At 64.5% G+C, this 24,771-nt stretch carries 23 protein-coding genes; 13 read left to right on the forward strand and 10 right to left on the reverse strand.

The genetic code is table 11. The features are described 5' to 3' along the window. Window positions 1-115 precede the first annotated feature (115 nt). Window positions 116-1,525, forward strand: a complete 1,410-nt coding sequence (locus B0I08_RS01480; protein WP_106209105.1) for an MFS transporter — start codon at window positions 116-118, stop codon at window positions 1,523-1,525. Here the strand turns inward: B0I08_RS01480 and B0I08_RS01485 are convergent. Then, window positions 1,461-2,291: a UbiA family prenyltransferase gene (locus tag B0I08_RS01485; protein ID WP_106209106.1), complete on the reverse strand. Its 831-nt coding sequence runs from the start codon at window positions 2,289-2,291 to the stop codon at window positions 1,461-1,463. The two genes, B0I08_RS01480 and B0I08_RS01485, sit on opposite strands and share 65 nt — an antisense overlap. Before the next feature lie 108 nt (window positions 2,292-2,399). On the opposite strand from B0I08_RS01485, the gene B0I08_RS01490 reads away from it, so the two are divergent. Beyond that, window positions 2,400-2,885, forward strand: a complete 486-nt coding sequence (locus tag B0I08_RS01490; RefSeq protein ID WP_106209108.1) for a hypothetical protein — start codon at window positions 2,400-2,402, stop codon at window positions 2,883-2,885. A 293-nt stretch (window positions 2,886-3,178) separates the two neighbouring features. After that, window positions 3,179-4,177: a glycoside hydrolase family 3 N-terminal domain-containing protein gene (locus tag B0I08_RS01495; RefSeq protein WP_181243126.1), complete on the forward strand. Its 999-nt coding sequence runs from the start codon at window positions 3,179-3,181 to the stop codon at window positions 4,175-4,177. On the opposite strand, the gene B0I08_RS01500 is transcribed toward B0I08_RS01495, so the two are convergent. From B0I08_RS01500 to B0I08_RS01520, 5 genes are read right to left on the reverse strand one after another with little or no spacing between them, the layout of a single operon-like run. Continuing rightward, a complete protein-coding gene (locus B0I08_RS01500) occupies window positions 4,153-5,115 on the reverse strand; it encodes an alpha/beta fold hydrolase (protein WP_106209111.1) in 963 nt (320 codons plus the stop codon). The genes B0I08_RS01495 and B0I08_RS01500 overlap by 25 nt on opposite strands. After that, complete coding sequence (locus B0I08_RS01505; RefSeq protein WP_106209113.1) at window positions 5,112-6,233, reverse strand: FUSC family protein; 1,122 nt, start codon at window positions 6,231-6,233, stop codon at window positions 5,112-5,114. The genes B0I08_RS01500 and B0I08_RS01505 overlap by 4 nt, the downstream gene beginning before the upstream one ends. A gap of 46 nt (window positions 6,234-6,279) precedes the next feature. Then, window positions 6,280-8,118: a glycoside hydrolase family 15 protein gene (locus tag B0I08_RS01510; protein ID WP_106209115.1), complete on the reverse strand. Its 1,839-nt coding sequence runs from the start codon at window positions 8,116-8,118 to the stop codon at window positions 6,280-6,282. 44 nt (window positions 8,119-8,162) lie between these two features. Further along, complete coding sequence (locus B0I08_RS01515) at window positions 8,163-9,233, reverse strand: App1 family protein phosphatidate phosphatase (protein ID WP_106209117.1); 1,071 nt, start codon at window positions 9,231-9,233, stop codon at window positions 8,163-8,165. Between the two features lie 37 nt (window positions 9,234-9,270). After that, entirely contained in the window at window positions 9,271-9,996 is a 726-nt protein-coding gene (locus B0I08_RS01520; RefSeq protein WP_342748149.1) for an SOS response-associated peptidase, read from the reverse strand. Window positions 9,997-10,249: 253 nt separating this feature from the next. Between B0I08_RS01520 and B0I08_RS18255 the strand changes: the two genes are divergently transcribed. The 5 genes from B0I08_RS18255 (at window position 10,250) to B0I08_RS01545 (ending at window position 14,398) form a co-directional block, all read left to right on the forward strand. Beyond that, window positions 10,250-10,756: a TetR/AcrR family transcriptional regulator gene (locus B0I08_RS18255; protein ID WP_425432982.1), complete on the forward strand. Its 507-nt coding sequence runs from the start codon at window positions 10,250-10,252 to the stop codon at window positions 10,754-10,756. Window positions 10,757-11,032: 276 nt separating this feature from the next. Continuing rightward, window positions 11,033-11,938 carry an ABC transporter ATP-binding protein gene (locus B0I08_RS01530; RefSeq protein WP_106209121.1) on the forward strand — a complete coding sequence of 302 codons (906 nt, stop codon included), beginning with the start codon at window positions 11,033-11,035 and terminating at the stop codon, window positions 11,936-11,938. A 43-nt stretch (window positions 11,939-11,981) separates the two neighbouring features. Beyond that, complete coding sequence (locus B0I08_RS01535) at window positions 11,982-12,668, forward strand: ABC transporter permease (RefSeq protein WP_106209123.1); 687 nt, start codon at window positions 11,982-11,984, stop codon at window positions 12,666-12,668. Then, a complete protein-coding gene (locus B0I08_RS01540; RefSeq protein ID WP_106209125.1) occupies window positions 12,665-13,417 on the forward strand; it encodes an ABC transporter permease in 753 nt (250 codons plus the stop codon). Before B0I08_RS01535 ends, B0I08_RS01540 begins: the two co-directional genes overlap by 4 nt. Window positions 13,418-13,471: 54 nt before the next feature. Continuing rightward, window positions 13,472-14,398, forward strand: a complete 927-nt coding sequence (locus B0I08_RS01545) for an ABC transporter substrate-binding protein (RefSeq protein ID WP_106209127.1) — start codon at window positions 13,472-13,474, stop codon at window positions 14,396-14,398. Between the two features lie 54 nt (window positions 14,399-14,452). On the opposite strand, the gene B0I08_RS01550 is transcribed toward B0I08_RS01545, so the two are convergent. Beyond that, window positions 14,453-15,238 (reverse strand): DedA family protein, encoded by a 786-nt coding sequence (locus tag B0I08_RS01550; protein ID WP_219905605.1) that lies wholly within the window; start codon window positions 15,236-15,238, stop codon window positions 14,453-14,455. Between the two features lie 67 nt (window positions 15,239-15,305). Next, a complete protein-coding gene (locus B0I08_RS01555) occupies window positions 15,306-16,109 on the reverse strand; it encodes an aminotransferase class IV (protein ID WP_106209129.1) in 804 nt (267 codons plus the stop codon). 11 nt (window positions 16,110-16,120) lie between these two features. On the opposite strand from B0I08_RS01555, the gene B0I08_RS01560 reads away from it, so the two are divergent. From B0I08_RS01560 to B0I08_RS01580, 5 genes are all read left to right on the forward strand, one after another. Beyond that, window positions 16,121-17,452 (forward strand): anthranilate synthase component I family protein, encoded by a 1,332-nt coding sequence (locus B0I08_RS01560; RefSeq protein ID WP_106209131.1) that lies wholly within the window; start codon window positions 16,121-16,123, stop codon window positions 17,450-17,452. Between the two features lie 104 nt (window positions 17,453-17,556). Beyond that, window positions 17,557-20,130, forward strand: coding sequence for a leucine--tRNA ligase (gene leuS / locus B0I08_RS01565; RefSeq protein ID WP_425432976.1), 2,574 nt, complete (start codon window positions 17,557-17,559; stop codon window positions 20,128-20,130). 64 nt (window positions 20,131-20,194) lie between these two features. Beyond that, entirely contained in the window at window positions 20,195-20,944 is a 750-nt protein-coding gene (locus B0I08_RS01570; protein ID WP_106209133.1) for a ComEA family DNA-binding protein, read from the forward strand. Next, a complete protein-coding gene (locus B0I08_RS01575; RefSeq protein ID WP_106209135.1) occupies window positions 20,945-21,901 on the forward strand; it encodes a hypothetical protein in 957 nt (318 codons plus the stop codon). Window positions 21,902-22,296: 395 nt separating this feature from the next. Continuing rightward, on the forward strand, window positions 22,297-22,599 hold the full coding sequence (locus B0I08_RS01580; RefSeq protein WP_106209137.1) for a hypothetical protein: 303 nt from the start codon (window positions 22,297-22,299) through the stop codon (window positions 22,597-22,599). 619 nt (window positions 22,600-23,218) lie between these two features. On the opposite strand, the gene B0I08_RS01585 is transcribed toward B0I08_RS01580, so the two are convergent. After that, a complete protein-coding gene (locus B0I08_RS01585; protein WP_146134290.1) occupies window positions 23,219-23,953 on the reverse strand; it encodes a hypothetical protein in 735 nt (244 codons plus the stop codon). Beyond that, a complete protein-coding gene (locus B0I08_RS01590) occupies window positions 23,953-24,768 on the reverse strand; it encodes a hypothetical protein (RefSeq protein ID WP_106209141.1) in 816 nt (271 codons plus the stop codon). Before B0I08_RS01590 ends, B0I08_RS01585 begins: the two co-directional genes overlap by 1 nt. Window positions 24,769-24,771: the final 3 nt, after the last annotated feature.

The raw sequence follows: 24,771 nt of genomic DNA on the forward strand, positions 1-24,771 counted from the left end.
TGATTCCAGCGGGAGTCATGTCTTCGTCGTCCATGGCAACAATTCTGCACGCGATCCTTGGCCCCCGGTGTGTGCTGCATCCCACGTCGGGGCGCCAGCCGTGTTGAATGGGCCTATGAATCGACAACAGCGACTCGTCCTCACCATCGCCGTGCTCGCGTCGTTCGTCGCCTTTCTCGACGGCAGCGTCATCAACGTTGCGCTGCCCGCGATTTCCGATGAACTCGGCGGCGGGCTCACTGTGCAGCAGTGGGTCGTTGACGCGTACCTGATCACACTGGGGTCGCTCATTCTGCTCGCGGGGTCGCTGTCTGACGTGGTCGGGCGCATCCTGATCCTGCGAATCGGTCTCATCGGGTTCGGAGTGACATCGGTGCTCTGCGCGGTGTCACCCACGCCTGAGCTGCTCATCGTGTCGCGCGGGCTGCAGGGCGTCGCGGGCGCGCTGCTGGTGCCGTCGTCGCTCGCGCTGATTCTCTCCTCGTTTCGGGGCGCTGCGCAGGCGAAAGCCATCGGGCAGTGGACCGCGTGGACCAGCTCTGCCTTTCTCGCGGGTCCGTTGCTCGGCGGATTGTTTGTCGACTACCTGAGCTGGCGTTGGGTATTCGCCATCAACGTCGTTCCGATCGCGGTCACCGTGTGGCTGCTGATCGTGCTCGGCCAGCGCGATACGCGCGTCGCCGGATCGCGGATCGACTTCCTTGGCGCCGCGCTCTGCGTACTCGGACTCGGTGGCCCCGTTTTCGCGCTCATCGAGCAAGCCAACTACGGCTGGGGCAGCCCGGCGGTGTATTTGCCGTTCACGCTGGGCCTCGCGTGCTTCGCCGGCTTCCTGTGGCGCCAGCGAGTCGCGGCACAACCGCTCATGCCGCTCTCGCTGTTCACCGTGCGGAACTTCTGGGTCGGCAACCTCGCGACCGTGCTGGTCTACGGCGCGCTCTCGCTCGGCGGGTTCGTTCTGGTGCTGTTCCTGCAGCAGGTCGCCGGGTTCCCCGCCACGCTCGCCGCTCTCGCCCTGCTCCCGATGACGATCCTGAACATCGCGCTCTCGTCGTCATTTGGCACCTTCGCCGGAAAGTTCGGGCCACGCCGGTTTATGGCGGCGGGTCCCATCATCGCGGGGCTGGGGTACCTCCTCATGCTCGGCGCTGGCGAGGACCTCAACTACTGGACGCAGATCCTGCCCGGCGTGCTGCTCTTTGGGCTCGGGCTCTCCATCACCGTCGCGCCGCTGACCTCCGCGATTCTTGGGTCGATCTCGCCGGCGCAGTCAGGGATCGGCTCCGCGATCAACAACGCGGTGAGCCGGGTAGCCGGGCTGATCGCCATCGCGCTCGCGGGCGTCATCGTGGGGGAGTCCTTCGACGTGGATGGTTTCCACCGCGGGCTTATCGTCACGGCGGTGTTGTTGATCCTCGGCGGGATTGTCTCGGCACTCGGCATCCGCGATTCTCGACCGGCTACACCGCCACATGATCCCCGGCCAGTACCAGCAGAGCCACGTTCAGCAGAGCCGCAGCCATGATCAACTGGAACAGCAGCCGACTCGGCGGGCGGGTGATCACGAGAGTGATGCCGACAGCGGCTATGGCCAGGTTCAGCGCGAGCCCGATGCCCCCAGCGAGCACCGGGATGCCGGAGCTGCTGACCACCACCACCGACGCTGCGGCAAGCACGACGTAGGTCGTGATTCCCGCGGCGACCCGACCGAGACGATGTGGCAAGCCCCGGATGCCCGTGCGCTTGTCGTCGTCGAGGTCGGGAAGCACGTTCGCAAAATGGGCGGCAATGCCGAGCAACGCGCCGACCGCCACCGCCCACCAGGCCGCCCCCGCGGGTTCGGTAAGCGACTGGGTGACGAGCACGGGGAGCAGGCCGAAGCTGACGATGTAGGGCACGACAGAGAACGCCGTCGCTTTGAGCCCGGCGTTGTACGCCCAGGCGGAGGCGATGAAAACGAACTGGGCACACCACGCTCCGACGCCGAGCGGAACCGTGAGCACCAGGCTCGTCGCCGCGCTCACCCAGGCAGCGGTGCGCACCGTGCGCACGCTCACCCAGCCGCGGGCAATGGGTTTGTCCGCGCGGCCGACGGCGCGGTCGCGGTCGGCGTCGATCCAGTCGTTGGAGAGACCGACGGAGACCTGGTTTGCGAGCACGGCAAGACCGAGGAGAAGCAGACGTGGCGGTTCGACGCCGACGCCGACTCCCAACAGCACGGCGATGGTTGTCACCGCGACGGTTGGGCCCGGGTGGGTAGAGCGGGCGAGCGCTCCGACGAGAGTGGGCATGCCCCATTATGGTCAGGCCGAAGCGTTGACGAGACTAAATCACCGTCGAGCGACGAACCGCCGAGCCCCTGCAGCCGTCGCAGAACCGAAGGCGACTAGGTTGGACGAATGCTGACCGCACCGGACGAACACCAGCTCGCTGAAATCCTGCCTGGAACCTGGCGGGTGGTCGCCACCAATTTTCCGATGTGGCTGCGCGGGGACCGCCTGGATCCCACGTTCACTTTTGCCACGCGCGGTACCGAGCCCCTTGTCCTCACCGACGACGTCAGCTACACCACCCAGACCGGCGAGGTGAAGCATCTTCTCGGCGTCGACACCTGGCGTGGCGAAGGATTCGTGTGGCGTGGCAAGGGTCTGGGGCGTCTGGTTTCCAGCTCGTGGACGGTTCCCGGTGTCAGCGCCGCGGGCACGATCGCCGCCATCCGCTTCTCGAAGTCCCTGGTCAGCCCCGCGGGCATCGACATCGTGGTGCGCGACGGCATCTCGTTTCCTGAGCCGCGCGCCGCCGTCGCAACCGAGTCGAAACGCTTCGGGCTCACCACCGAGGACTTCGCGTCGCTATCGTGGCTTTCCGAGCAGAACGCGTCCTGAGCAGCGGTCGCCGGGGCGAGCGGTCAGCCTCGCGAGGGGCAGCGTCTCGTAGTTCTGGGCACCTGCTTCCTGGTGGGATGACTCCCGTGCGCGGGGGAGGGATCGCGGTTGCGATCGCGCTGATCCTGTCGGCGTGCGTTGCCCCGACACCGACTGCGCCGGGGTCGCCGCTCACACCACCGTCCGCGTCGACAACGGCGCCGCCCTCGACGCAACCGCCGACGCCGACGGTGAAACCCACGCCGACGCCGGAACAGCTGGTGCGGTCCTTTGCACAGAAGACTCTGGCTGCGATGAGTCTCGACGAGAAAGTCGCGAGCCTGCTTATGCTGCACTCGCCGGGATCCGATGTCGGGCAGTTGCGCGCGTTCGTCGAGTCCTACCGCCCCGGCGGTCTGATCCTCATGGGCGACAATGTCCCCGCGAATCCGGGTGAGTTGGCAGCTATCATCCCCCAGCTTGATCTGAATCCTGATCTGCCGATGCTCGTCGCAATCGACCAGGAGGGCGGGACCGTGCGGCGGATTCGATCGGATGTCGCGGCGGCAGCGCCGCAATTGCAACAGCTTCCGGTTGCGGCAACCAGCGAAGCTTTCGCCTCCCGCGCGAGCCTGCTCGAAACCCTGGCCATCAACGTGAACTTTGGGATCGTCGCCGACCAGACCAGCGACCGCTCCTCGTTCATCTTCCCCCGAGCGCTGGGGACATCGCCGGGTGATTCCGCCGACCGGGTCGCGGCCGCGGTGGCGGGCGAGAGCGGGCACGTTCTCTCGACTCTGAAACACTTCCCAGGACATGGTGCGATGGCGGATGACTCGCACACCAGCATCCCGACGTCGGACGTTTCGCGAGACACGTGGCGCACGACCCACGCGGTTCCGTTCGAACGCGGCATCGACGCGGGCGCGGAGCTGGTGATGTTCGGTCACCTGCGCTATAGCGCCGTTGACGCCGCTCCGGCATCGCTGTCGGCGGCCTGGCACACGATCCTCCGCGAGGAACTGGGCTTCACCGGCATCACCGTCACGGACGACATGCTGATGCTGAACGACTCCGGAGAGGCAGCACTCGCCGACCCCGTACAGAACGCCGTGAGCGCGCTGGCCGCGGGCACCACTATGCTGCTCTACGTGCTGCCATCAGACCCGGCGAGCGTGGGCGCTGACCCTCGTGGGATCGTCGCGGGCGTTGTCGCGGCCGTCGCCGACGGACGCCTGAGTGAGTCGTCCATCAACGAGGCAGCGCTGAAGCTCCTCGTCGCACGCCGTCAGCTCGCCACGGGCACGCTGTAGCCGAGTACGGAGAGCACTTCCGCGGGGCGCTCGATGGCGGCGAAGTGGCCGCAGTCGGGCACTACGGTGACGACGCACCGCGACACGATGGCCGCCAGGTGTCGCAGGTCTTTGTCGCGTGAGAATACGTCCTGGTCCCCGTTGAGCGCCCGCACGGAACATTCGATGCGTGACCAGTTGTCGCCAGCGTTGTACCCGCGCGCGACGTTTGCCGCCAGAGCGAAGGTGTGCGGCTGCAACTCGGACCCGAGCGCATTGATCACCGAATCGTCGATGCGACGGGTGTGCCGGAACAGCGGACTCACTGCCCAGCGCAGAACCCCGACTCGTTGGAGGGCTCGGATCGGTGCGGCGCCGACCGTGCCGAACCGCCCCAGGGTGGTCATTGCACGCCAGAGCAGGGTGAACGCCGGGAGAAGGAAAAACTCCCGCACCGGGCGGTCAAGGCTCTGGATGATCGAGGTGCCCGTTCCGGAAATGACACCCACCGAAAGCACACTCTGCGGCCAGATCGACGCCATGTGCAGGGCGATGAACCCGCCCATGGAATGACCGACGATATCCCATTCCGTGTACCCGAGTTCCTCCGCGCAGTCTTTTACCAGCTCGCAGACATCGTCGATGGTCAGGGTGGTGACCCCCGGGGCAAGTGACGCGTCTCCCCAGCCAGGCAGGTCGATGAGCAGGGGGTTGTCGATTGCGATGCCCGCCGCTTGCGCGCTCGCCAGGAGGGGCGTCCAGGTGGTCCACGAGCCCGCCGCACCGTGCAGGAAGATGACCGCGCGAGTCGACGACCGGGTGCGACGGTGGTGGGCGACTGCGGTTCCGACCTCACCCACTACCGTGACGGCGTCGAGTCCCAGCTGCGCCGGGTCGGTGCTCAGCCCGTAGGGTGCGTACGAGCGGGTTTCGCGACCCGTATGCCGGGCCTGGCTCATCCGTCTGCCTCTCCGGTAATCTCTTCGCGCACCCGGCGCATGTCCTCCATGAGGGAGCCGATGAGAACCCAGTGTTGGGGGTGCGGACGGGGGATCATCAGGGGGGCGGTCAGAGCGGGCACGAGATCGTCGTCGATGGGGGTGCTTGCTGGGTTGCCGTCCTCACTCACGATCGCGGCGGTGACACTCCCGGCGGTGCCGCGCTTCCCGCGCGGGGTAGTGGCGGGGGGTGGATCGTTCTCGTTGGCCAGCAGCACCAGGTCATGAGATGCCCGGGACAGCTCCCGCGCAATCTCGCTCACGGTTGGTTCATTGTGCAGGTTCGCATCGTAGTGGTCGCGGAATGCGCGGGACATCCCGAGGATCCGGCGGGCGAGAACACGCCCTCGGCCGAGCAACTGCGACTCACGCTCGAGCACGCGCCTGTGGGCGGCCCGGCGTGGATTGAGCGTCAGGCTCTCCTCACCCGTCGCGATTGCGGCCGACGCCGCAGATTCGAGGCTTCGCAGGGAACGGGCATGCACCAGCAGCTCCTCCAGAGAGGCGGCGTCCTGGGGTTCGCGGAGGCTGCGCGCGAGGTGCTCGAGGGTGGCGGCGCACTCGCGGAGCAGGCGACTCACGGCAACGTGGGCGGGAACCAAAAGAACCGGCGGAGCGATTGTCACGTTGACGGTCATCGCAACAGCGGCGCCGATCATGGTCTCCAGAACGCGCTCGAACGCGTAATTCGGTGTGGCGGCACCGATGGACAGCATCAGCATCGCACTGATCGGGATCTGTGTCGCCGAGCTTGGGCTGAGCCGCAGCACCCACCCCAGGAGCAGGGCGGCGACCACGACCGCGAGCACGATCCAGCTTCCGGCGGCGAAGATTGCTGCTGCAGCGGAGGCGAGAAGCACGCCGAGGATCACTCCGATGCTGCGCTCGATCCCGCGCGAGATGGACTGGTTGACACTGGGTTGCACCACGAGCAGGGCCGCGATCGCGGCGAAGATCGGAAGGGGCTCACCCATCACCACGGTTGACACAAGCCACGCGAGCACGGTTGCGAGCGACGTCTTCGCTACCTGCGACAGCGGTGCGCGCGAACTTGCGCGAAGGTAGCCTGCGATTCTCACTGGTCCACAGTAGTGGTCGCGGACGCGAGGGATGCGGTGACTAAGGTCACCCTGCCGGGCGGTCGCGAGATGTCATCCCAGACACCCGGTTCTGCAGAGCAATCGCGCCGCGGATGGCGTCTGCGGTGCGCACCAGTGCGAGGTGGGAGAGGGCCTGCGGAACGTTGCCCACGGCTCTCCCGGTGCTGGCGTCGTATTCTTCGCTGAGCAATCCCAGGTCATTGGCAAAGCCGAGGAGCCGGTCCATCAACGCCGTGGCGTCGCCCAGTCGGCCCGAGCGCGCGTATTGCTCCGCAAGCCAGAATGAGCAGGCGAGGAAGGGATGCTCGTCGCCGGAAAGCCCATCCACCCCGCTCTCGGTGCGGTAGCGCAGCAGTAGGCCGTCGCGCATCAGTTCGGATTCGATCTGCCGAACCGTCGAGATCATCCGGGGGTCATCTGCGGCGATGAACCCGATCTGCGGCAGCTGCAAGAGCGATGCGTCAACGGTTCCGCTGCCGTAGTACTGGGTGTAGCTCCCCAGAGTGGCGTCGTATCCCTGGGTTTCGATTTCGTCCCGAAGTTCGTCCCGCAGTGCTGCCCAGCGATCCGCTGGCCCATCAAGGCCAAAGTCGCGCACGGCCCGCACACCGCAGTCGAGTGCGGCCCACAGCATCGCGCGGGAGTGGGTGAAGTTCCTGGCGGGCCCTCGGATCTCCCAGATTCCGTTGTCGGGGCGTTCCCAGACCGTCTCGACATGTTTCAGTAGTGCGCTCTGCAGCCCCCAGCTGATGCTGGTTTCCGGTACGCCGGCGACCCGTGCGTTGTGCAACGCGAGCATCACCTCGCCGAAGATGTCGCCCTGGTACTGCTGGTAAGCCGCGTTTCCTGCGCGCACCGGCGTGGAACCCTGATAGCCCGGCAGCGAGTCGATTTCCCATTCCGGCAGACGACGCTCGCCCGAAAGGCCGTACATGATCTGTACGTCCGACGGGTCGCCGGCCAGCGCTCGCAGCAGCCAGTCCCGCCACGACAGCGCCTCGGCCTCATACCCGTGACTGATGAGCACATCGAGCGTCAGGGATGCGTCGCGCAGCCAGACGTAGCGGTAGTCCCAATTGCGTGAACCACCGAGCGATTCGGGCAGGCTCGTCGTGGCGGCGGCGACGATGCCGCCGGTGTCCTCGTGGGTGAGGGCGCGGAGCACGAGGAGGGATCGCCGCACCACGTCGTGATAAAGCCCGCTGCCGTCTTCTGCGACGCTCACACCCGTCTGCGCCCATCCTTCCCACCAGAGCACCGTCCTGGACAGCTGTGCGTCCACATCCACGGCCGGGGGTGGCGGTCGGTGCGCCGGAAACCAGGTGAGGACGACGTCGATTGTCTGCTCGGCGGCGACGACGAAGGTGGACTCGTGATACTGATCCCGCGGTGTCATTGCGGGCCCACGCACGATGACGGCGTCCGGGCCGGCGATGGCGATGATCGCGTTGCCGCCCTCTTGCGGCGACTGGCGCAGCCACGGCAGCGCGGCGGCGTAGTCGAATCGGATGCGAAGGTCCTGCGTCATCGGCACGCTGCCGGAGATGCCGCGCACCCGCCTTACGAGATCCGCTCGCCTGTCTCCGTGAGGCATAAAGTCGATTACCTCCACCTCACCAGATGCCGTGACCCAGCGCGTCTCGAGGACGAAGGTGTCTTCCCGGTATCGTCGATGCGTCGAGATGATGGGTTCGCTCGGGGCGAGCAGCCAGCGGCCGTGGTTTTCGTTTCCGAGTAACGCGCCGAAGGTTGAGGCCGAGTCGAAACGCGGGAAGCACAACCAATCGACTGAACCGTCGGATCCGACCAGGGCACCGGTGTGGCAGTCGCCGATCAGCGCGTAGTCCTCGATATTTCCTGACATCGAGTTATTGTCGCAGCCGCGACATCCCACCGCCGCGAAGCGGTCTACAGCTCCTTGGATTCAGGGAGAAGAGTCAGGTGCTCAAGCTGTTTGACCAGCCCCGCGCCATCCGGAGCCGACAGCCACGGTACCGAGACGCCCTCGCCATTGCCGTCCCGCTCACTGCGACCGCCGGCGAGAACCGCTTCGCCCGGGGACAACTGCCGGATACATACCGCAGACACGCTGCTCTCGTGCTCGCGGAGGAAGTCTCCGTACAACTCTTCATCGTGTTGTCCGTCGTCACCGACGAGCAACCAGCGAATGTCCGGGAACTCGGCGGCGATCCGGCGCAGGCTGCTGTGCTTGTGGTCTCGCCCGCTGCGGAACCAGCGGTCGTGGGTCGGACCCCAATCGGTGAGCAACAGCGCCCCGGAGGGATACAGGTTTCGGGACAAGAACCGGGTGAGCGTCGGCGCAACGTTCCACGCACCGGTCGAGAGATAGATCACCGGGGCGCCGGGATGAGCGCGCACGAGTCGCTCGTACAACACCGCCATACCGGCGACCGGACGACGGGCATGCTCGTTGAGCACGAATGTGTTCCAGGCCGCGAGGAATGGGCGAGGAAGGGCCGTCACCATCACGGTGTCGTCGATGTCGGACAACAACCCAAACCGCTGGTTCGGATCGACCACGTGTACCGGCGCCTCGACGTCGTCGGACTCATCGGTGCGGATCTGGATGGTATTCCATCCAGCGGGAAGGTCTACGTCGATGCGCGCATCGACCACACCACCGCGTCCCGCCTTGACACGGAACTCCTGTCCGCCGGCCGTCACGATCACGGTGACGTCGTCGACGGGAACGCTGGTGAAGCTTCTCCACCCACGGACATTGCGGTTGGCGGTACCCAGCTCTTCGTCCGCGGTCGCACCGGGGGCGGTGAGGAGAACGCGGCACAGTACCCGGATCCACCCGGCACCGCCGTATCCGGCGTAGGGAATGACGGTGGCGACGCGGCCACGGCGACGCGCACGCTTTTCACGGAACGCGTGATACGCGTCTTCAATCCGAGCTGCGTGGTGAAGGATCGGCTCTGCAGCCGCTGGAGTCCTGCGGGATGCGCGCGCCATGTGCCCAGTCTGGCACGGTTCGGCCCGGCCCCGTGGTTCAGACGGCGGCGCGGATGAGACTCGGGGTGTCGTTCTGGACAGTTCCGACTTCAGATCCGACCGCGTGGAACTGAGCCTGATCGGCAATGTCCTCCGCGGCGTCTGCCACAAGCTCAACCAGTTCGATGGACCCGTCAGCGTGGGGATCCAGCCACTCGCTCGCCAGTTCCGCGTCGAGGAACACCGGCATCCGCTCGTGAATTTCGCTGAGTGGCCCGGTCGACGGCCGGGTGAGGATCGTTGTAGACAACAGCCAAAGCTCGGCAGCAGACTGGGCAGCCGGATTGCGCCACCACTCGTACAGGGCCGCGAAGAGGAAGAGTTCCTCGTCCGGAAGCGAGATGTACTGGGGCGTTTTCACGCCGTCGACCTCGTGCCATTCGTAGTAGCCCGAGGCGGGGACTACGGCCCGGCGCGTGCCGACGGCCGACTGGAAGGCCGGCTTCTGCGTCACCGTCTCGCTGCGCGCGTTGAATAGCGGCGGGCCGGACAGGTCCTTCGCGAACGAGGGAACGAGGCCCCACCGCGCACTCTCCAATCGCCGTACCGGTTCGCTAGCCTCCGTGCCTTTGGGGACGGCGTCGATCACAACCCGGACGTTCTGGGTCGGTGCAATGTTCCAGCTCGGGCCGGGCAGTATAGCGCCTTCGACGTCAATATCGAAGAGCGCGACCAGGTCGCTCGTTTTTCGGTCCAACACGAATCGTCCACACATACTGTCCATAATGCCAACATGATTCAGGGAAACCTCTCCGGCGGTTCTGCCGCCCCCAAAGCGGGGGCGCGGTAAGATTTCCTCGACACATTAAGAAGGAGATGAAGTGCCGACCACAGACCTCACCGAAGTGCAGCTCGGGAGATCAGCGCAACTTCGAAACGAACCGGTTCAGGCGCGCAGCGCAGCGCGTCTGGAGGCATTGCTTGATGCCGCCGCGTCCGTTGTCGAAGAACTCGGCTACGAGAGGCTGACTACCGCAATGGTCGCGGAGCGCGCAGGCGCTTCCATAGGGACCGTTTACAGATATTTTCCAGATCGGATTGCCGTGCTTCAGGCGTTGGCTGCCCGAAACCTCGATCGCGTTCTCGAACGCATTCGGGCGGAACTTGTCGAGGAGAAGTACGACACCTGGACAACAACCCTCACCGCGGGCTTTGACATATTTGTTGACGCCTTTCGCACAGAGCCGGGTTTCCGGTCCTTGCGGGTGGGAGACGTGCTCGATCTCAGGCCGGCATCGAACCCGACGACGTTCAATTCGCGCGTCGCGGAGGAAATGCTCCGCATCCTGACAGAGCGCTTCGAATTGGATGGCGGTCGAGAAACGCAGTTTGCGTTTGAGACGGCTGTTGAAGTGACGGATGCGCTTGTCGCGCGTGCCTTCGCGCGCGAGACGGACGGCGATGATGCATTTCTTGATCAGGCCCGGACGATCGTTCATTCGATCATCGTGGAGCACCTTCCGAAAGAACCTGCCGCGGCATAACAGCCAGCAGGGTGCACGTAGCTCCAGTCCGTACCAGAGCTGGACAGTGCCCGTTGTCGCCTGCCCCGGACCCCGGCAGGCGATTTCACGGGCGGGGCACACCTACGCCCGCGTCGCACATAGAGTCGCAGCACACCCACGGCCGCGGCACACCCACGATGCGTCGTGCGAGCGCTAACACCAAACGGCCAGTGTCGGTGGTGTCGAATAGTGTTTATGAATGTCCTGCCAAGAATGTCCACGCGCGGCTTCCGCGAGGAATGAGCGGCGCGCAGAGTGATTGAGTTTCGAGCGGTCAACAAGACCTTTCCCGATGGAACGCGCGCAGTCGAGAACTTCAGCGCCGTAATACCGTCGCGCACGACGACGGTGCTGGTCGGCTCGTCCGGCTGCGGAAAGACGACTCTCCTGCGGATGATCAACCGGATGGTCGACCCGACAGATGGTGCGATCGAGATCGATGGCGAGAACATAGCCGACGTCGCCGCGGTAAAGCTTCGCCGCAGCATCGGCTACGTCATGCAAAACTCCGGGTTGCTGCCGCACCGCAAGGTCATCGACAACATAGCAACCGTGCCCCTTCTTAAAGGCGTCCCCAAGGCAGACGCGCACCGCCACGCACTCGAACTCATGGAGACCGTCGGTCTCGACCTCTCGCTAGCCCAGCGTTATCCCGCGCAGCTCTCCGGCGGACAGCAGCAGCGCGTCGGCGTGGCCCGCGGATTGGCGGTCAACCCCAACATCCTCCTGATGGATGAGCCGTTCGGCGCCGTGGACCCCATTGTGCGCGCCGACCTTCAGAAGGAAACGCTCCGGCTGCAACGGGAGCTCGACAAAACGGTGGTCTTTGTGACCCACGACATTGACGAGGCTTTTCTGCTCGGAGATCAGGTGATCATCCTCGAGAAGGGTGCACGGATCGCACAGCAAGGAACTCCGGAAGAGATTCTCGCCAACCCCGCAAGCGAATTCGTGGCCGACTTTATCGGGGCAGACCGCGGCAAGCGTCGACTGACCGTGAGTTCAACAGCCCAGCCGCAGGGCGACGACGTGGTTCTCATCGATGCGGGTGGCTACGCAGCCGGGGTGATCTCTGCACCGGACGGAAAACTCGCGACCGGTCACTCGAGCCCAAAGTCGCGCAGCATTTCGAACAAGACAGACCAGGCGGGCGACGCCTGATGCGACAGCCGTCGACCGCTAACCCACTCGGGGGTGCGCCGCAATGAACTGGATTGGCAACAATCTCCCGTTGATTGGCGAGCGAACCCTTGATCACATAGCGATCACGGCGCCGGTGATTCTGCTGAGTTTCCTCATCTCGGTGCCCATCGGCTGGGTTGCGAATCGGTTCACCGCGAGTCGCGGTATCGTCCTGTCGGCCTCCGGCGTGTTCTACGCCATCCCGTCCCTGCCGCTGTTTGTCGCGCTCCCCGTCATTCTTGGTACCGGGCTGCGATCTCCGGTCAACGTGACCATCGGTCTGACGCTCTACGGGATTGCGTTGATGGTGCGGTCGACGGCCGACGGATTGGCGTCGGTCGATCCCGATGTGACCCAGTCCGCGACTGCGATGGGATTCTCCGACTCGTCCCGGTTCTGGCGAGTGGAACTTCCTCTTGCTGGCCCCGTTCTGCTCGCCGGGCTTCGGGTTGTGTCGGTCAGCACCGTGAGCCTCGCGACGGTTGTGGCGGTGCTCGGCGTGCCGACGCTCGGGTTGTTCTTCACTGACGGTGTCGAGCGCAACATCCTCGGCGAGATCTGGGCCGGAATCGTGATGACCATCGTCATCGCCCTGGTGTTCGATGTGATCATCGTGCAGCTTGGTCGGCTGCTGATGCCGTGGACACGATCTTCCTCCGCGGCCGTCTCGCGGCCCGGCCGCCGGACCCGGGTGGTGGCGCCGGTATGAACCTGCTTTTCGAGGGCTTCGCGTGGATCTTCGATCCCGCGCATCATGGTGGAGACGAGGGCATCGGCACCCGGATTCTGCAGCACCTCGGTATCACTCTCGTTGTGATGGTGATCGCCTCGCTGATCGCGATACCCCTCGGCTATCTGATTGGTCATACCGGGCGGGGACGCTCCGTGGTTGTCGCGCTGTCCGGGGGAGTGCGCGCACTTCCCACGCTGGGCGTGATCTCACTCATCGCGCTCAGCGTGGGAATCGGATTCACTGCTCCCGTGATCGCCCTCGTGATCCTCGCAATACCGTCGATCCTCGCGGGCGCCTATTCCGGGTTCGAGGCAGTCGACCGCCGCACGATCGACGCCGCACGGGCTGTGGGGATGACCGAAGGGCAGATCGTCACGCGGGTCGAAGTTCCCCTGGGTCTTCCGCTGCTGATCGGGGGCCTTCGCTCCGCGACCCTGCAGGTCATCGCGACCGCTACCCTCGCCGACTACGTCGGCGCAGGTGGGCTCGGGCGCTACATCTTCAGTGGGCAGGCGACGAACGATTATCCCCAGATGCTCGCTGGCTCCATTCTCGTGATCATGCTCGCGCTCGTTTCGGAGGCCCTATTCAGCCTTCTTCAGCGCTCGCTGGTGCCCGCGGGCGTAGTCGCTGCCGAGCAGCGGCAGCCCGACGGGGAAACCAGCGGCGGCCCTACCAGAAAAAGCGGGCCACGCCGGAGCCTGATCGCCGGCGCGCGAAGGTAGCGTGCCCCACCTTTCTCCAATACCTCCTCCCTCCCAAGAAAAAGGATGAATCACATGTTCACAGCAGGAAAAGGCCGACGCGTCGCCATTGGCGCAGTCGTGGTTGGGGCAGTAATAGCCCTCTCAGGGTGTGCGTCCGGCGATCCCCTCGCCGACGAAAACTCCTCAAGCGACGGCGAGACTCTCGTCGTCGGGTCCCAGCAGTACTACTCCAACGAGATCGTCGCCGAGATCTACTCGCAGGCGCTCGAGAACGCCGGGTACACGATCGACCGCCAGTTTCAGATCGGCGCGCGCGAGGTTTACCTGCCCGAGGTCGAGGAAGGCAACATCGACGTCTTCCCGGAATACACGGGAAGCCTGTTGCAGGCACTTGACCCGAGCGTGACGAGCGGCACCAGCGACGAGGTCTACAGCCAGCTGGTGGAGGCGCTCCCCGAGGAACTTTCGGTGCTCGACCCGGCGGAGGCCTCTGACCAGAACTCATGGACGGTAACCCAGGCATTCGCCGACCAGTACGACCTCACCGACATCGCGTCGCTGTCGAACGTGACCGAGCCGATCACCGTCGGAGGTAACTCTGAGCTGCAGACCCGCCCGTACGGACCGGACGCTCTGCAGGAGCTGTATGGCGTGACGGTTGCCGGTTTCACCGCCGTGGAAGACAGCGGCGGGCCGCTCACCGTTAAGGCACTGGTCGACAACACGATCCAGCTGACAAACATCTACACCGCGAGCCCGTTGATCGAGGCGAACGATTTGATCGCACTCGAAGACCCCGACGGACTGTTTCTTCCTGACAACATTGTTCCCGTGGTCTCCGACAAGGTCGATGCTGACGCCACCGACATCCTGAACGAAATCAGCGCCGCACTCAGCGCCGAGGACCTCGTGAGCATGAATGCGGAAAGCGTCGACGAGCAGAAGTCGTCGGAGGAGATCGCCACCGCGTGGCTCACCGAGAACGACTTGCTCGGCTAGCAGCAGCGAGCACCACCCGCGCACCATCGGCGGGACGCGGGAGGGGACAGGCGCTTATGCGTCTGTCCCCTCTCGCGTTCGTCGTCCCGGCTCCGGAATCGCCGAAACCGCCGGAACAACTGGAGCTTTCGGAACCGCCGGAACCACTGGAGCTTCCGGATCCGCCGGAACCTCTGGATGGCCAGCAGTTTTGCTCGCCTGCGGATGAGTCATATGTCTCGCTTCGATGCGATTGATGACCTTTTTGATGGCGAAGACCGCGAGTACGAAGACAGCAATGATTCCCACGAAAATGTACCCGGCGGAATGGAGGCTATCGGATAGTTCGCGGTAGCTGCCGCCCGCCAACGACCCGACTGACACGTAGGCGGATGCCCACAGCACTGAGGCGGGAATCGTCCAGATCATAAATCTTCGGTAACTCATGCTGCTCATTCCGACGGTGAGCGGGATCAGCGAGTGGAGCACGGGGAGAAACCGGGAGAGGAAGACGGCGATCCCGCCGCGGCGGTCCAGATAGTTCTCGGCGCGGATCCAGTTTTTCTCGCCGAGTCGGCGTCCCAGTCGGGAGGAACGAATGCGTGGACCAAAGCGGCGACCAAGGGCAAAGCCGATGCTCTCGCCGCACAGGGAGCCGATGATCACTACGAGCACAAGGCTGATGAACTGCACCGGTCCCACGACGGCGGTGCTGGACACCAAAACGATGGTGTCACCCGGCACGACCAACCCCACGAGCACAGAGGTTTCCAGGAGCATCCCCAGGCCGGCGAGGACCAGTCTCCAGACCGGTCCGACCGACTCGACGACGTTGAGAATTGCGGCCAGGGCGTCATTCAGAGACGCGCCAAAGGCGTTCACTACATCGGCAATCCAGGTCAGGAAGTCGGTCACTCTGCGAGCATAGCTAGGCTGCCTGACGAAGAGCCTCAAGTCGTGCGCGCCAGGTGGACAGCCGGCGGGGCAGTTCGGCCAGTGCAGGTCCGTCGACCCACGCGGTCACAATCCTGACCCCGTGCAGGGCGCTCACGGACCAGAGTTCTGTGCCGTCCAGCTCAGCGGGAGTCACGGCCTCTTCGAACGTCTCCACGCCAAGAGCCGCCGCCAGCGCGAGCACGCTGCGGGCGGTGACGCTGTCGATGCGGTCGAACGTTGCCGGCGGACCACACAGGATGGTGCCGCGCCACCAGAGCAGCGCACTGTACGCGCCCTCAACCACGAATCCTTCGTCCGTCAGCACCACGGCCTCGCCCGCGCCCAGCTTCGCGACGTGTGCCCGTTCGATCGCCATTCGCTGGAGGTCCGGTCCTTTGATGCGTGGCTGCGTGCGCGGGTCTCCTCCTGGAATACTCGCGACAACGACGGAGCGCGTGACCTCCGGTGCCGGCCGCAGCCGAAGGATGAACTCGTCACCGTCGGTGCCGCGGCGGAGCTCCACCCGCGGGAAGAGTTGCCCGCGGCGGGGGATGGCTGCGACCGCCGCGTCCCAGAACGCCGCCGCGGTGCTCGAGACAGCGCCGCCGTGAGCTGAGCCGTCGGCGACATCCCGCACCGCATTCAAAAATCGCTCGCGATGCAGGGCAAGGGCCAGCACCGTGCCGTCGGTGACCAGCCACGAGTCCGCGACGGCGATCGGGGCGTCCGGTGTCAGATCGATGTCTGATTTGCGGAGCGTCGTTTCGTGCCACCGGTAAATTTCGTCGGAACTCATACTCTTAGGCTATGCGTCACAAAAACTTGCGTCACACCGTGCCCGGGTGGACCGACCCAGCCGCAGCTTTCGTGGCCCTGTGTGGAAACGACACCGATGTCGTCTGGCTGGACAGCGGAGTCGATGCGGCACGCGGCAAGAGCTACATCGGGCGGGCCACCCGCAGCATCACCACCGACGCCCTCGACGGGTCGATTCTCGATTACCTGCGCGGCGAGCTGGCGGCCGCCCAGACCGAGCCGGATGGCGAGGGTTTCTCGCTCGGCTGGGTCGGCTGGCTGGGGTACGAAATGCGATTTGAGACGATGGGCCTGCCCAGAACGCGGCACTCGCGGTATCCCGACGGCGCGTTCCTCTTCATCGACAGGGTCGTTGAGTTCGACCACGAGGCATCGACCGTCACCCTGATCGCCCTCGGGGACGCATGGACGGACGAGTTAGCGGCCTGGCGCACCCGCGTGGTCGAACGCCTGACGAACGCGCAACCGGCGTTGCCACCGGCGCGCGTGCGGGCGAGCGGGTCCGACTACTGGCGTTACAGCGACGCCCAGTATCTCGACCTGATCGCGGCGTGCACAGCGGCGATCACGGAGGGAGAGGCCTACCAGTTGTGCCTGACCACCGAGTTTCGCCTCGAGGGCTCACCCGACCCCGTTGCGACCTACCTCCGCCTGCGGACGTCGAGCCCCACCCACCACGGCGCCCTGGTGCGCATCGGCGGCGTCTGCCTGCTCAGCGCCTCGCCGGAGAGCTTCCTGACTGTCAGCCCCGACGGTGTCGTGCAGTCCCGTCCGATCAAGGGCACGCGACCGCGGGGCGATACGGGGCAGCGGGATGTCGCGCTGCGCGACGAGCTGTTGGGCAACGAGAAGGAACGCGCGGAGAACCTGATGATCGTCGATCTCATGCGCAACGACATCGGGCGGATCAGCGAGCTGGGTTCGGTCGAGGTGACACGGCTGCTCGAGGTGGAGAGCTACGCACAGGTGCACCAGCTGGTCAGCACCGTTCGCGGCACGCTCCGCGCCGGGCTGTCCGCGGTGGATGCCGTCGCGGCCTGCTTTCCCGCCGGATCGATGACCGGGGCGCCCAAGCGCAGCGCGACCCTGATCCTGGACGCGCTCGAGGATCGCCCGCGGGGAATCTACGCGGGTGCGTTCGGCTATTTCGGGTTGGACGGCCGGGTCGACCTCGCGATGGTGATCCGCAGCATCGTGATTGACGAGCACGGTGCGACCGTCGGGTCGGGAGGCGGGATCACCGCCCTCAGTGACCCGGCGGAGGAGCTGGCCGAGGTGAAGCTGAAGGCGGCCGCGCTGCTTGCGGCGCTCGGGGTTCGCTGACGAAGACGGGGAGGGGGCTCGGTTTAGTACAGTTGTGGCGGGCAACTCCCCGGTCACGCCGTTGAGAGGTTGCCCATTCCCTGCAATGAATTGAGATTTCCGTGGTGAACGAGCACGACCGCATCCCCTCCGACGAGCCCGCCGGATACGACGTCGCACGAATCCAGGAGAAGTGGCTCGGGGTGTGGGACGAACTCAAACCCTTCAGCAGCAACAATCCGAATGACAAGCGCCCGCGCAAGTACGTGCTCGACATGTTCCCCTACCCGTCCGGAGACCTGCACATGGGTCACGCCGAGGCGTACGCGCTCGGAGACGTGATCGCTCGGTACTGGCGCCAGCAGGGATTCAACGTCATGCACCCCATCGGGTGGGACTCGTTCGGGCTGCCCGCGGAGAATGCCGCCATCAAGCGTGGAATCGACCCGCGCGAGTGGACCTACGCGAACATCGACCAGCAGAAGACCAGCATGCGGCGGTATGGCGCGTCCTTCGACTGGGACCGGGTGCTGCACACCAGCGACCCGGAGTACTACAAGTGGAACCAGTGGTTGTTCCTCAAGATGTACGAGAAGGGCCTCGCCTACCGCAAGGACAGCTGGGTCAACTGGGACCCGGTAGACCAGACGGTTCTCGCGAACGAGCAGGTGCTCGCCGACGGCACGTCTGAGCGCAGCGGCGCAATCGTCGTGAAGAAAAAGAAGACCCAGTGGTACTTCAAGATCACGGACTACGCCGACCGCCTTCTCGACGACCTGAACCAGCTCGAGGGCCGCTGGCCGTCGAAGGTGCTTGCGATGCAGCGCAACTGGATCGGACGCTCGATCGGCGCCGACGTCGACTTCGTCATCGAGGGCCGCGAGGAGAAGATCACGGTCTTCACCACCCGCCCGGACACCCTGTACGGCGTGACCTTTATGGTGGTGGCGCCCGACTCTGACCTCGCGGCCGAGCTGGTCGACGATGCGAGCGTCGAGGTGCGCGCGTCGTTCCAGGAGTACCTGGAGCGGGTGCAGAAGTCGACGGAGATCGAGCGCCAGGACGCCAGCCGGCCGAAGACCGGAGTCTTCCTCGGCCGGTACGCGGTCAACCCCGCCAGCGGTGAGCGGATTCCGATCTGGACCGCGGACTACGTGCTCGCCGACTACGGCCACGGAGCGGTCATGGCCGTGCCCGCCCACGACCAGCGTGACCTTGACTTCGCCATCAAGTTCGACCTGCCCGTGCGTGTGGTGCTCGACACCAACGCGACCCAGACGACGACGATCCCGGTCTTGGAACTCGACGAGAACGGCCAGGCCATTCTCCCGGAGGACCTGCCGCCGCTCGACCCGATTTCGACAGGCAAGGCGCTCATCGGAGACGGTCGGATGATCAATTCCGGTCCCCTGGACGGCATCACAAAGTCCAACGCCATCAAGAAGATCATCGTGCAGCTCGAAGCCGCCGGCACCGGGCGTGCAGCAAAGACCTATCGCCTCCGCGACTGGCTGATCTCCCGCCAGCGCTACTGGGGCACCCCGATTCCGATCATTCACGGGGCGGACGGCGAGCTTGTGCCCGTGCCGGAGGACCAGCTCCCGATCGTTCTGCCGCCGACCGAGGGCCTCGACCTGCAGCCGAAGGGCCAGTCGCCTCTCGGGGCCGCTGAGGACTGGGTCAATGTCCCCGATCCGCGCGACGGCAGCCCGGCGCTGCGTGACCCGGACACGATGGACACCTTCGTCGACAGCTCCTGGTACTTCCTGCGGTTCCTGAACCCCAACGACGACACGAAGGCCTTCGACCCGAAAGAGGCCGACAAGTGGGCCCCCGTCGACCAGTACGTGGGTGGCGTGACGCACGCGATCCTCCACCTGCTGTACGCGCGCTTCATCACCAAGGTGCTGTTTGACCTCGGCTACGTGGGCTTCACCGAGCCGTTCAGCGCTCTGCTCAACCAGGGCATGGTGCTGATGGAGGGCTCGGCCATGAGCAAGAGCAAGGGCAACATCGTGCGCCTGAGCGACCAGCTCGACGAGCACGGCGTCGACGCGATCCGTCTGACGATGGCCTTTGCCGGCCCGCCAGAAGACGACATTGACTGGGCGGATGTCTCGCCCGCGGCTTCCGCGAAGTTCCTAGCTCGTGCGTGGCGACTCTCCGGCGACGTGACAAGCGACCCCGACATCCGCTGGCGAACAGGGGACGTGGCCCTGCGCCGACAGACGCACCGTTTCCTCGCCGAAGGACCGGGCCTGGTGGAGTCGTTCAAGTTCAACGTTGTGGTCGCCAAGATCATGGAACTTGTCAACGCGACGCGGAAGGCCATCGATTCGGGCCCCGGCGGCGGCGACGCAGCGGTGCGCGAGGCGGCGGAGGTGATTGCGGTCGCCCTCAGCCTCTTCGCCCCGTACACGGCCGAGGAAATGTGGGAGCGACTCGGTCGCACCCCGACGGTCGCGGAGGCAGGATGGCGCAAGCCCGATCCCGCTCTGTTAGTCGAAGAATCGGTGACCGCGGTGTTCCAGGTTGACGGCAAGGTGCGTGACAAGGCGACCGTGTCTCCGAAAATCAGTGGAGAAGAGCTCGAGAAGCTGGCCAGGGCTTCTGTCGGGGTCACCCGTGCGGTCGGGGACAAGGAAATCGCGAACGTCATCGTGCGCGCTCCTCGTATCGTGAACATCGCTACCCGTTAGCTGTCACTCCACAACTCCGAGGCCGTCCTGCGGCGCGGGGAGTAGCCCGATTTAGTCTTCGGGCGTGGAGATCACCGAAGCGCATCAGCCGCGGCGTCGGCGCCTGACCATCGGCGCCGGCGTGGTGCTTGTGTTGCTGGCGGTGGCTGTCGCGGTGCTTGTGGCGGCGCTGAGCCCCCACGGTGGCTCCACCACCATCGAACCACCGTCGTTCGGGGCTGGATCTGGGTCTGGGTCTGCCGCGGCCGGTTCGTCCGGAGCCGGTTCGGCTGGTGACGGTTCGGCCGACGCCGCTGTGCCTCCCGGAGGTGGGGTGGAGGTGACCGACGGCGCGCCAGCGGTTTTCGTGCACATCCTCGGGGAGGTGGCGAACCCCGGGCTCTACGAGCTACGCGAGGGTGACCGCGCGATCGATGCCGTTGCTGCTGCGGGCGGGTTGACGCCGGCGGCAGATGAGACGCAGCTCAACCTCGCCCGCTTCCTCAACGATGGGGAGCAGATCGTGGTGCCTTCCGCGGGGGCCGCTCCCGTGGCGGGCGCTGCGCCCGCGTCTCCCGGCGGATCACCGGGCACCGGCACGGGCGCAGCCACGCGCGCCGGCGGCGCGGGGGTGAGCGGCGCGGGGACGATCAGCATCAACAGCGCAGACGCCGCGACGCTCGAAGACCTGCCCGGCCTCGGCCCCGAGCTCGCGGGGCGCATCGTCGCCTGGCGCGAGGCCAACGGACCCTATTCCACCGTCGACGACCTGCTCAACGTCGAAGGAATCGGCGAGAAGACCGTCGACGGTCTCCGCGACAGTGCAACGGTCTGAATGCCCGTGGATCTGCGCATCACCCTCCCCGCCGCTGCGGCGTGGCTGGCCGCCGTTGTGTTGTTGGGCAGCCCCGAACTGCTGGTGCCGGGCGCCGTCGCCGCCTGGGCGCTCTGCGCGGCGCTGGCGGCGGTTGCGCTGGCGCGCGCGTCCCGGAGCACCCGGAGCACTGCCCGAGGGCCGTTGTTCGCGGGCACGAGTCGCGCCACGACTGGCTCCCTGACGTGCTCCACGATCGGCTCCACGACGGGCTCAGCGATCGTGATGGCCGGAGTTGTCGCGGCTGCCGTGGCCCTGGTCGTCACAGTTGCGGCGGTGCGCAGCGAGCACCGGAGCCCGCCCATCCTCACCGCTGCAGCGCGCGAAGGCACCGCGGTGACCCTCACTGTGGTCCTCAGCGAGTCCATCGGCACCGGGCCGTTCGCCGTGTCGGCCAACCTGCTGACAATCGCGGAGGGCGAAGCTCCCGTCGCCCTGGCCGCCGTGCCGGTGCTCGTCTTCGACGGGGCGCCACCGGAGCGTGTGGGAATCGGAGCCACGATCGAGGTCGCCGGGCAACTGGTCGTCACCGAACCCGGAGATGACGCCGCCTACCTCCTGTTCGCGTCCGGCCCGGGTACGGTGCGCGCACCTCCGCCGTGGTACCTGAACTGGGCGCACGGGCTTCGAAGTGCCTTCGGCGAGGTCGCGGGCGGTCTGCCCGGCGACGGAGGGGCGCTGCTTCCCGGCCTCGCTATCGGCGACACCTCCGCGGTGACGGAGGAGCTCGACGCGGCGATGAAAACAAGCAGGCTAACCCACACGGTGTTACCGCAAAATTGCAACTCACGCGAGCCAGCGACACGCCGAAGTCCAACGTTACGTGCATCGAACAAAATTCTGATGGCCGTAAATCGTCGGATACGCGTCGTACAGTGGAGATGTCCCCGGGAACATACCGATAGGGATGAACCGTGAAAGTTCGTTTAGCACAGAGAGGAGGACAAGTTGGCGAAGAAAAAAAGGCCGCCGCCTTTGGCAGTTAAAGCGCTAAGCCGGGTGCTTGAGACACCCGGCTTCGCTCTGCTAGCAGTACTCGCAATAGTGATGGTGCGATAGCCAGTGACTTGTTTGAAGACTGGCATTTGCTATCTTTCCAGATTAGTTGTCCGAATGGGCAACTGAGTTACCCAAATAGATAATTCAACTGAAAACGAAATGGTGGGCTTCCTGACAGATTTTTGTCGGGACGCCCACCATTTTTTCGTTTCGCGATGACACCCACGCCACGAACAACATCGTGGAAAAACGTTACATTGAGGAATGCCCATAGGCGGGCAGTCGTCTAGATATAACGAAAGCAGGAATACCGCATGGCAACCATCACGATTGACGGCAAAGATTTCAACGGCACGACCGACGACATGGCGGGAATTCTCTTGGTCGTCCGCAAGTTGATCGAATTCGGAGAGCCTGAGTGGCTCGTCCTTGATGGCACCACAGATGAGGAACCCGTCAAGACGGTGCTGCTGATCACTGAGTCGACGAAGGTCTCAGCTTTCCTCGATGATCTCCAGAACAGTGACACGGGAAGTTCGTGGACTTCGAACGTCTCGATGTTGACAGAAAGATTCTTCTCAAGCAAAGACGACGAGAAGCCGGAAATCAGCAACTAAGAGCTAGTAGGGGTACATGCATCCGCGTGCCCCTAGAGCATCAAGCCCGGAACGGGATGCCCTTGAAGAGCGGAGGCGAAAGAACTGACACGCCGGAATGTCGGGAGTTCGTTCGCCTATAGCGTGCTGAAATCAGCCCACCAGTGTGTCCACAAAAGGTGTGCGCACGGGCCGGTAGACTGAACACATCGGTTAGGAACATCCTGATTATGTATTGACGAGATGTTCTTGCCCGACATGCAAAACGCCCTGAAATCTCACCTTCAGGGCGTTTACAACTAAATACCGGAAGGAGGACAAATGGCTAAGAAAAGTCCTTCACCAGCATTAGTGACGCAAATCCAAGCGGTGCTTGTAACACCGGGATTCAATGCGTTGGTAATTCTTGTGATCTTGCTTGTTCGTTAGTTATCGCGTTAGTAAAGCAGTAAACCAACTTGTATTAACTCTACATGTTGATGTGTCGCAATTGCGACACATGGGCGGGTTTGTAAACGGGAAGTTCTGTTTGCAAACCCGCCTTGTTTCGTTTCACAGGTGTGGTCGTTTCGTAAACGGTTTGCACGCGCCAATGTAAACGGCGTTGCAGTTTCGTTTGCGCAACGTCATGCGGATTCTGTTACAGCATCAGATACGGAACGCCATCCTCATCTGTGAGCAGGGGGACGGCGTTCTCAAACGGGATATTGTGCCCGAAGTAGGGGACTCCATCGGTGTCGATCCCAATCATGACTTGATCGGTTCGGACGTAATGTTCCGCCAGCTCCTGCTTGATGACGGCGAGGTCCTGAGCTGCCTTCCACGCACTAGCAGCGGACTCCTCTGCGGACTCCTCAGCGTCTTGAGCAGCCTCGCGTGCGGCGATGGCAGCTCCGAGTGCAGCAGCTGCCAGAGCTTCGGCCTGCGGGAGCGGGATGGCACCCTGAGCCGCCTCTGAAGGGATGACTGTGGTGAGCCAGACTTCCGCTCCAGCTGGTAGAGCGATGTCGTGAGATTTCGGCTCATCGAGTCGCGTGCCATCGGGGCTGTACAGGTTGTAATCAACCGTCCACACCCAGCCCGCTGGAGCGTTCTCGGGGTCGTCTGTAGCCAGCAGCTGCACACCGCGAGCACCGGGCGTAGCGCCATCGCTCAGCGGCGTACAGAGGTATCCCTGAGGGTCTAGAACGCCGGTGATGACCGAGCGGATGACGGACACCGGGTTAGGGGTGTTGCCGACATTTCCCAGCGCTCCGACAGAGGCGCGGAATGAGACGGTACCAGTGGCGGTGACGAGATCCGGGGCGCTGTCAGCGTCGGGTCCGTCAATTACATCGAGGACAAACTGCCCCCTCACGGTTCCAAAAGTAGGCATCAGCGAACACCCAGATAGGTGAACGCAACACGACCGTAAACGTTCACCGGGCTTGGTGAGTTCTGGTATACCCGGACGTACAGTGCTGATGCCAGCCCGACGGGGATAGTGGCGGATAGGTTGCTTACGGTCGCGTAGTTGGTGGCGGAAGGCCGCGATTCCTCAATAGTTACCGGATCCCCCGGGGTGGACGGGTTGTAGATCTGCACGAGGCGGCGGCTGGTCTCGGTAGTACCGGCCCAGTTAATTTGGACATCGACCCGGTATAGGCCTGCCACCGGAAAGTAGAACTGCCCGCTTTCGTCGTTGTAACTCGTCTCCCAGTTCAGGGCGGGTCCGGTTGTTTCAAATGAACGAGTGGCAGTCGGGAAGGTGACCGGCGTCATGACTGCCACCGGGATCGTTTGAAGGTTCGTGGACATACGGTGCTGTGCAGCGCGAGGCATGCGCCCCGATTCGGGATACCAGCCAGCACCCACACCAACACCGGCAGGGTTCAGGGTGGCGTCGTGCAGGCCGTAGAAGCGTTCCGTCCATCCCTTGTCACTACGCCACACGGATGCGCCCCGGGCCTGCAGAGCGATCTCGCCAACTTGTGTTGTGGGTGGTGGATAGATGAGGTCTCGCTGTGCGGCGTTGGCGGCGATACGCTCAGTCATTTTCCCATCGGTGTCAGAGGGTAGCTGGTCGAGGGCCGCTCCGATGTCGAAGACCTTATCTGAGACAGAAGTCATGCCTTTGTTGAGGAGGTCGGAGACCAGGGAAGCGTCTTCTGTCTCGGTGTATTTGTAAATTCCTCGGCTGTCGAGTGGCATGGT

The organism is Glaciihabitans tibetensis, assembly GCF_003003265.1.
GTDB lineage: Bacteria > Actinomycetota > Actinomycetes > Actinomycetales > Microbacteriaceae > Glaciihabitans > Glaciihabitans tibetensis.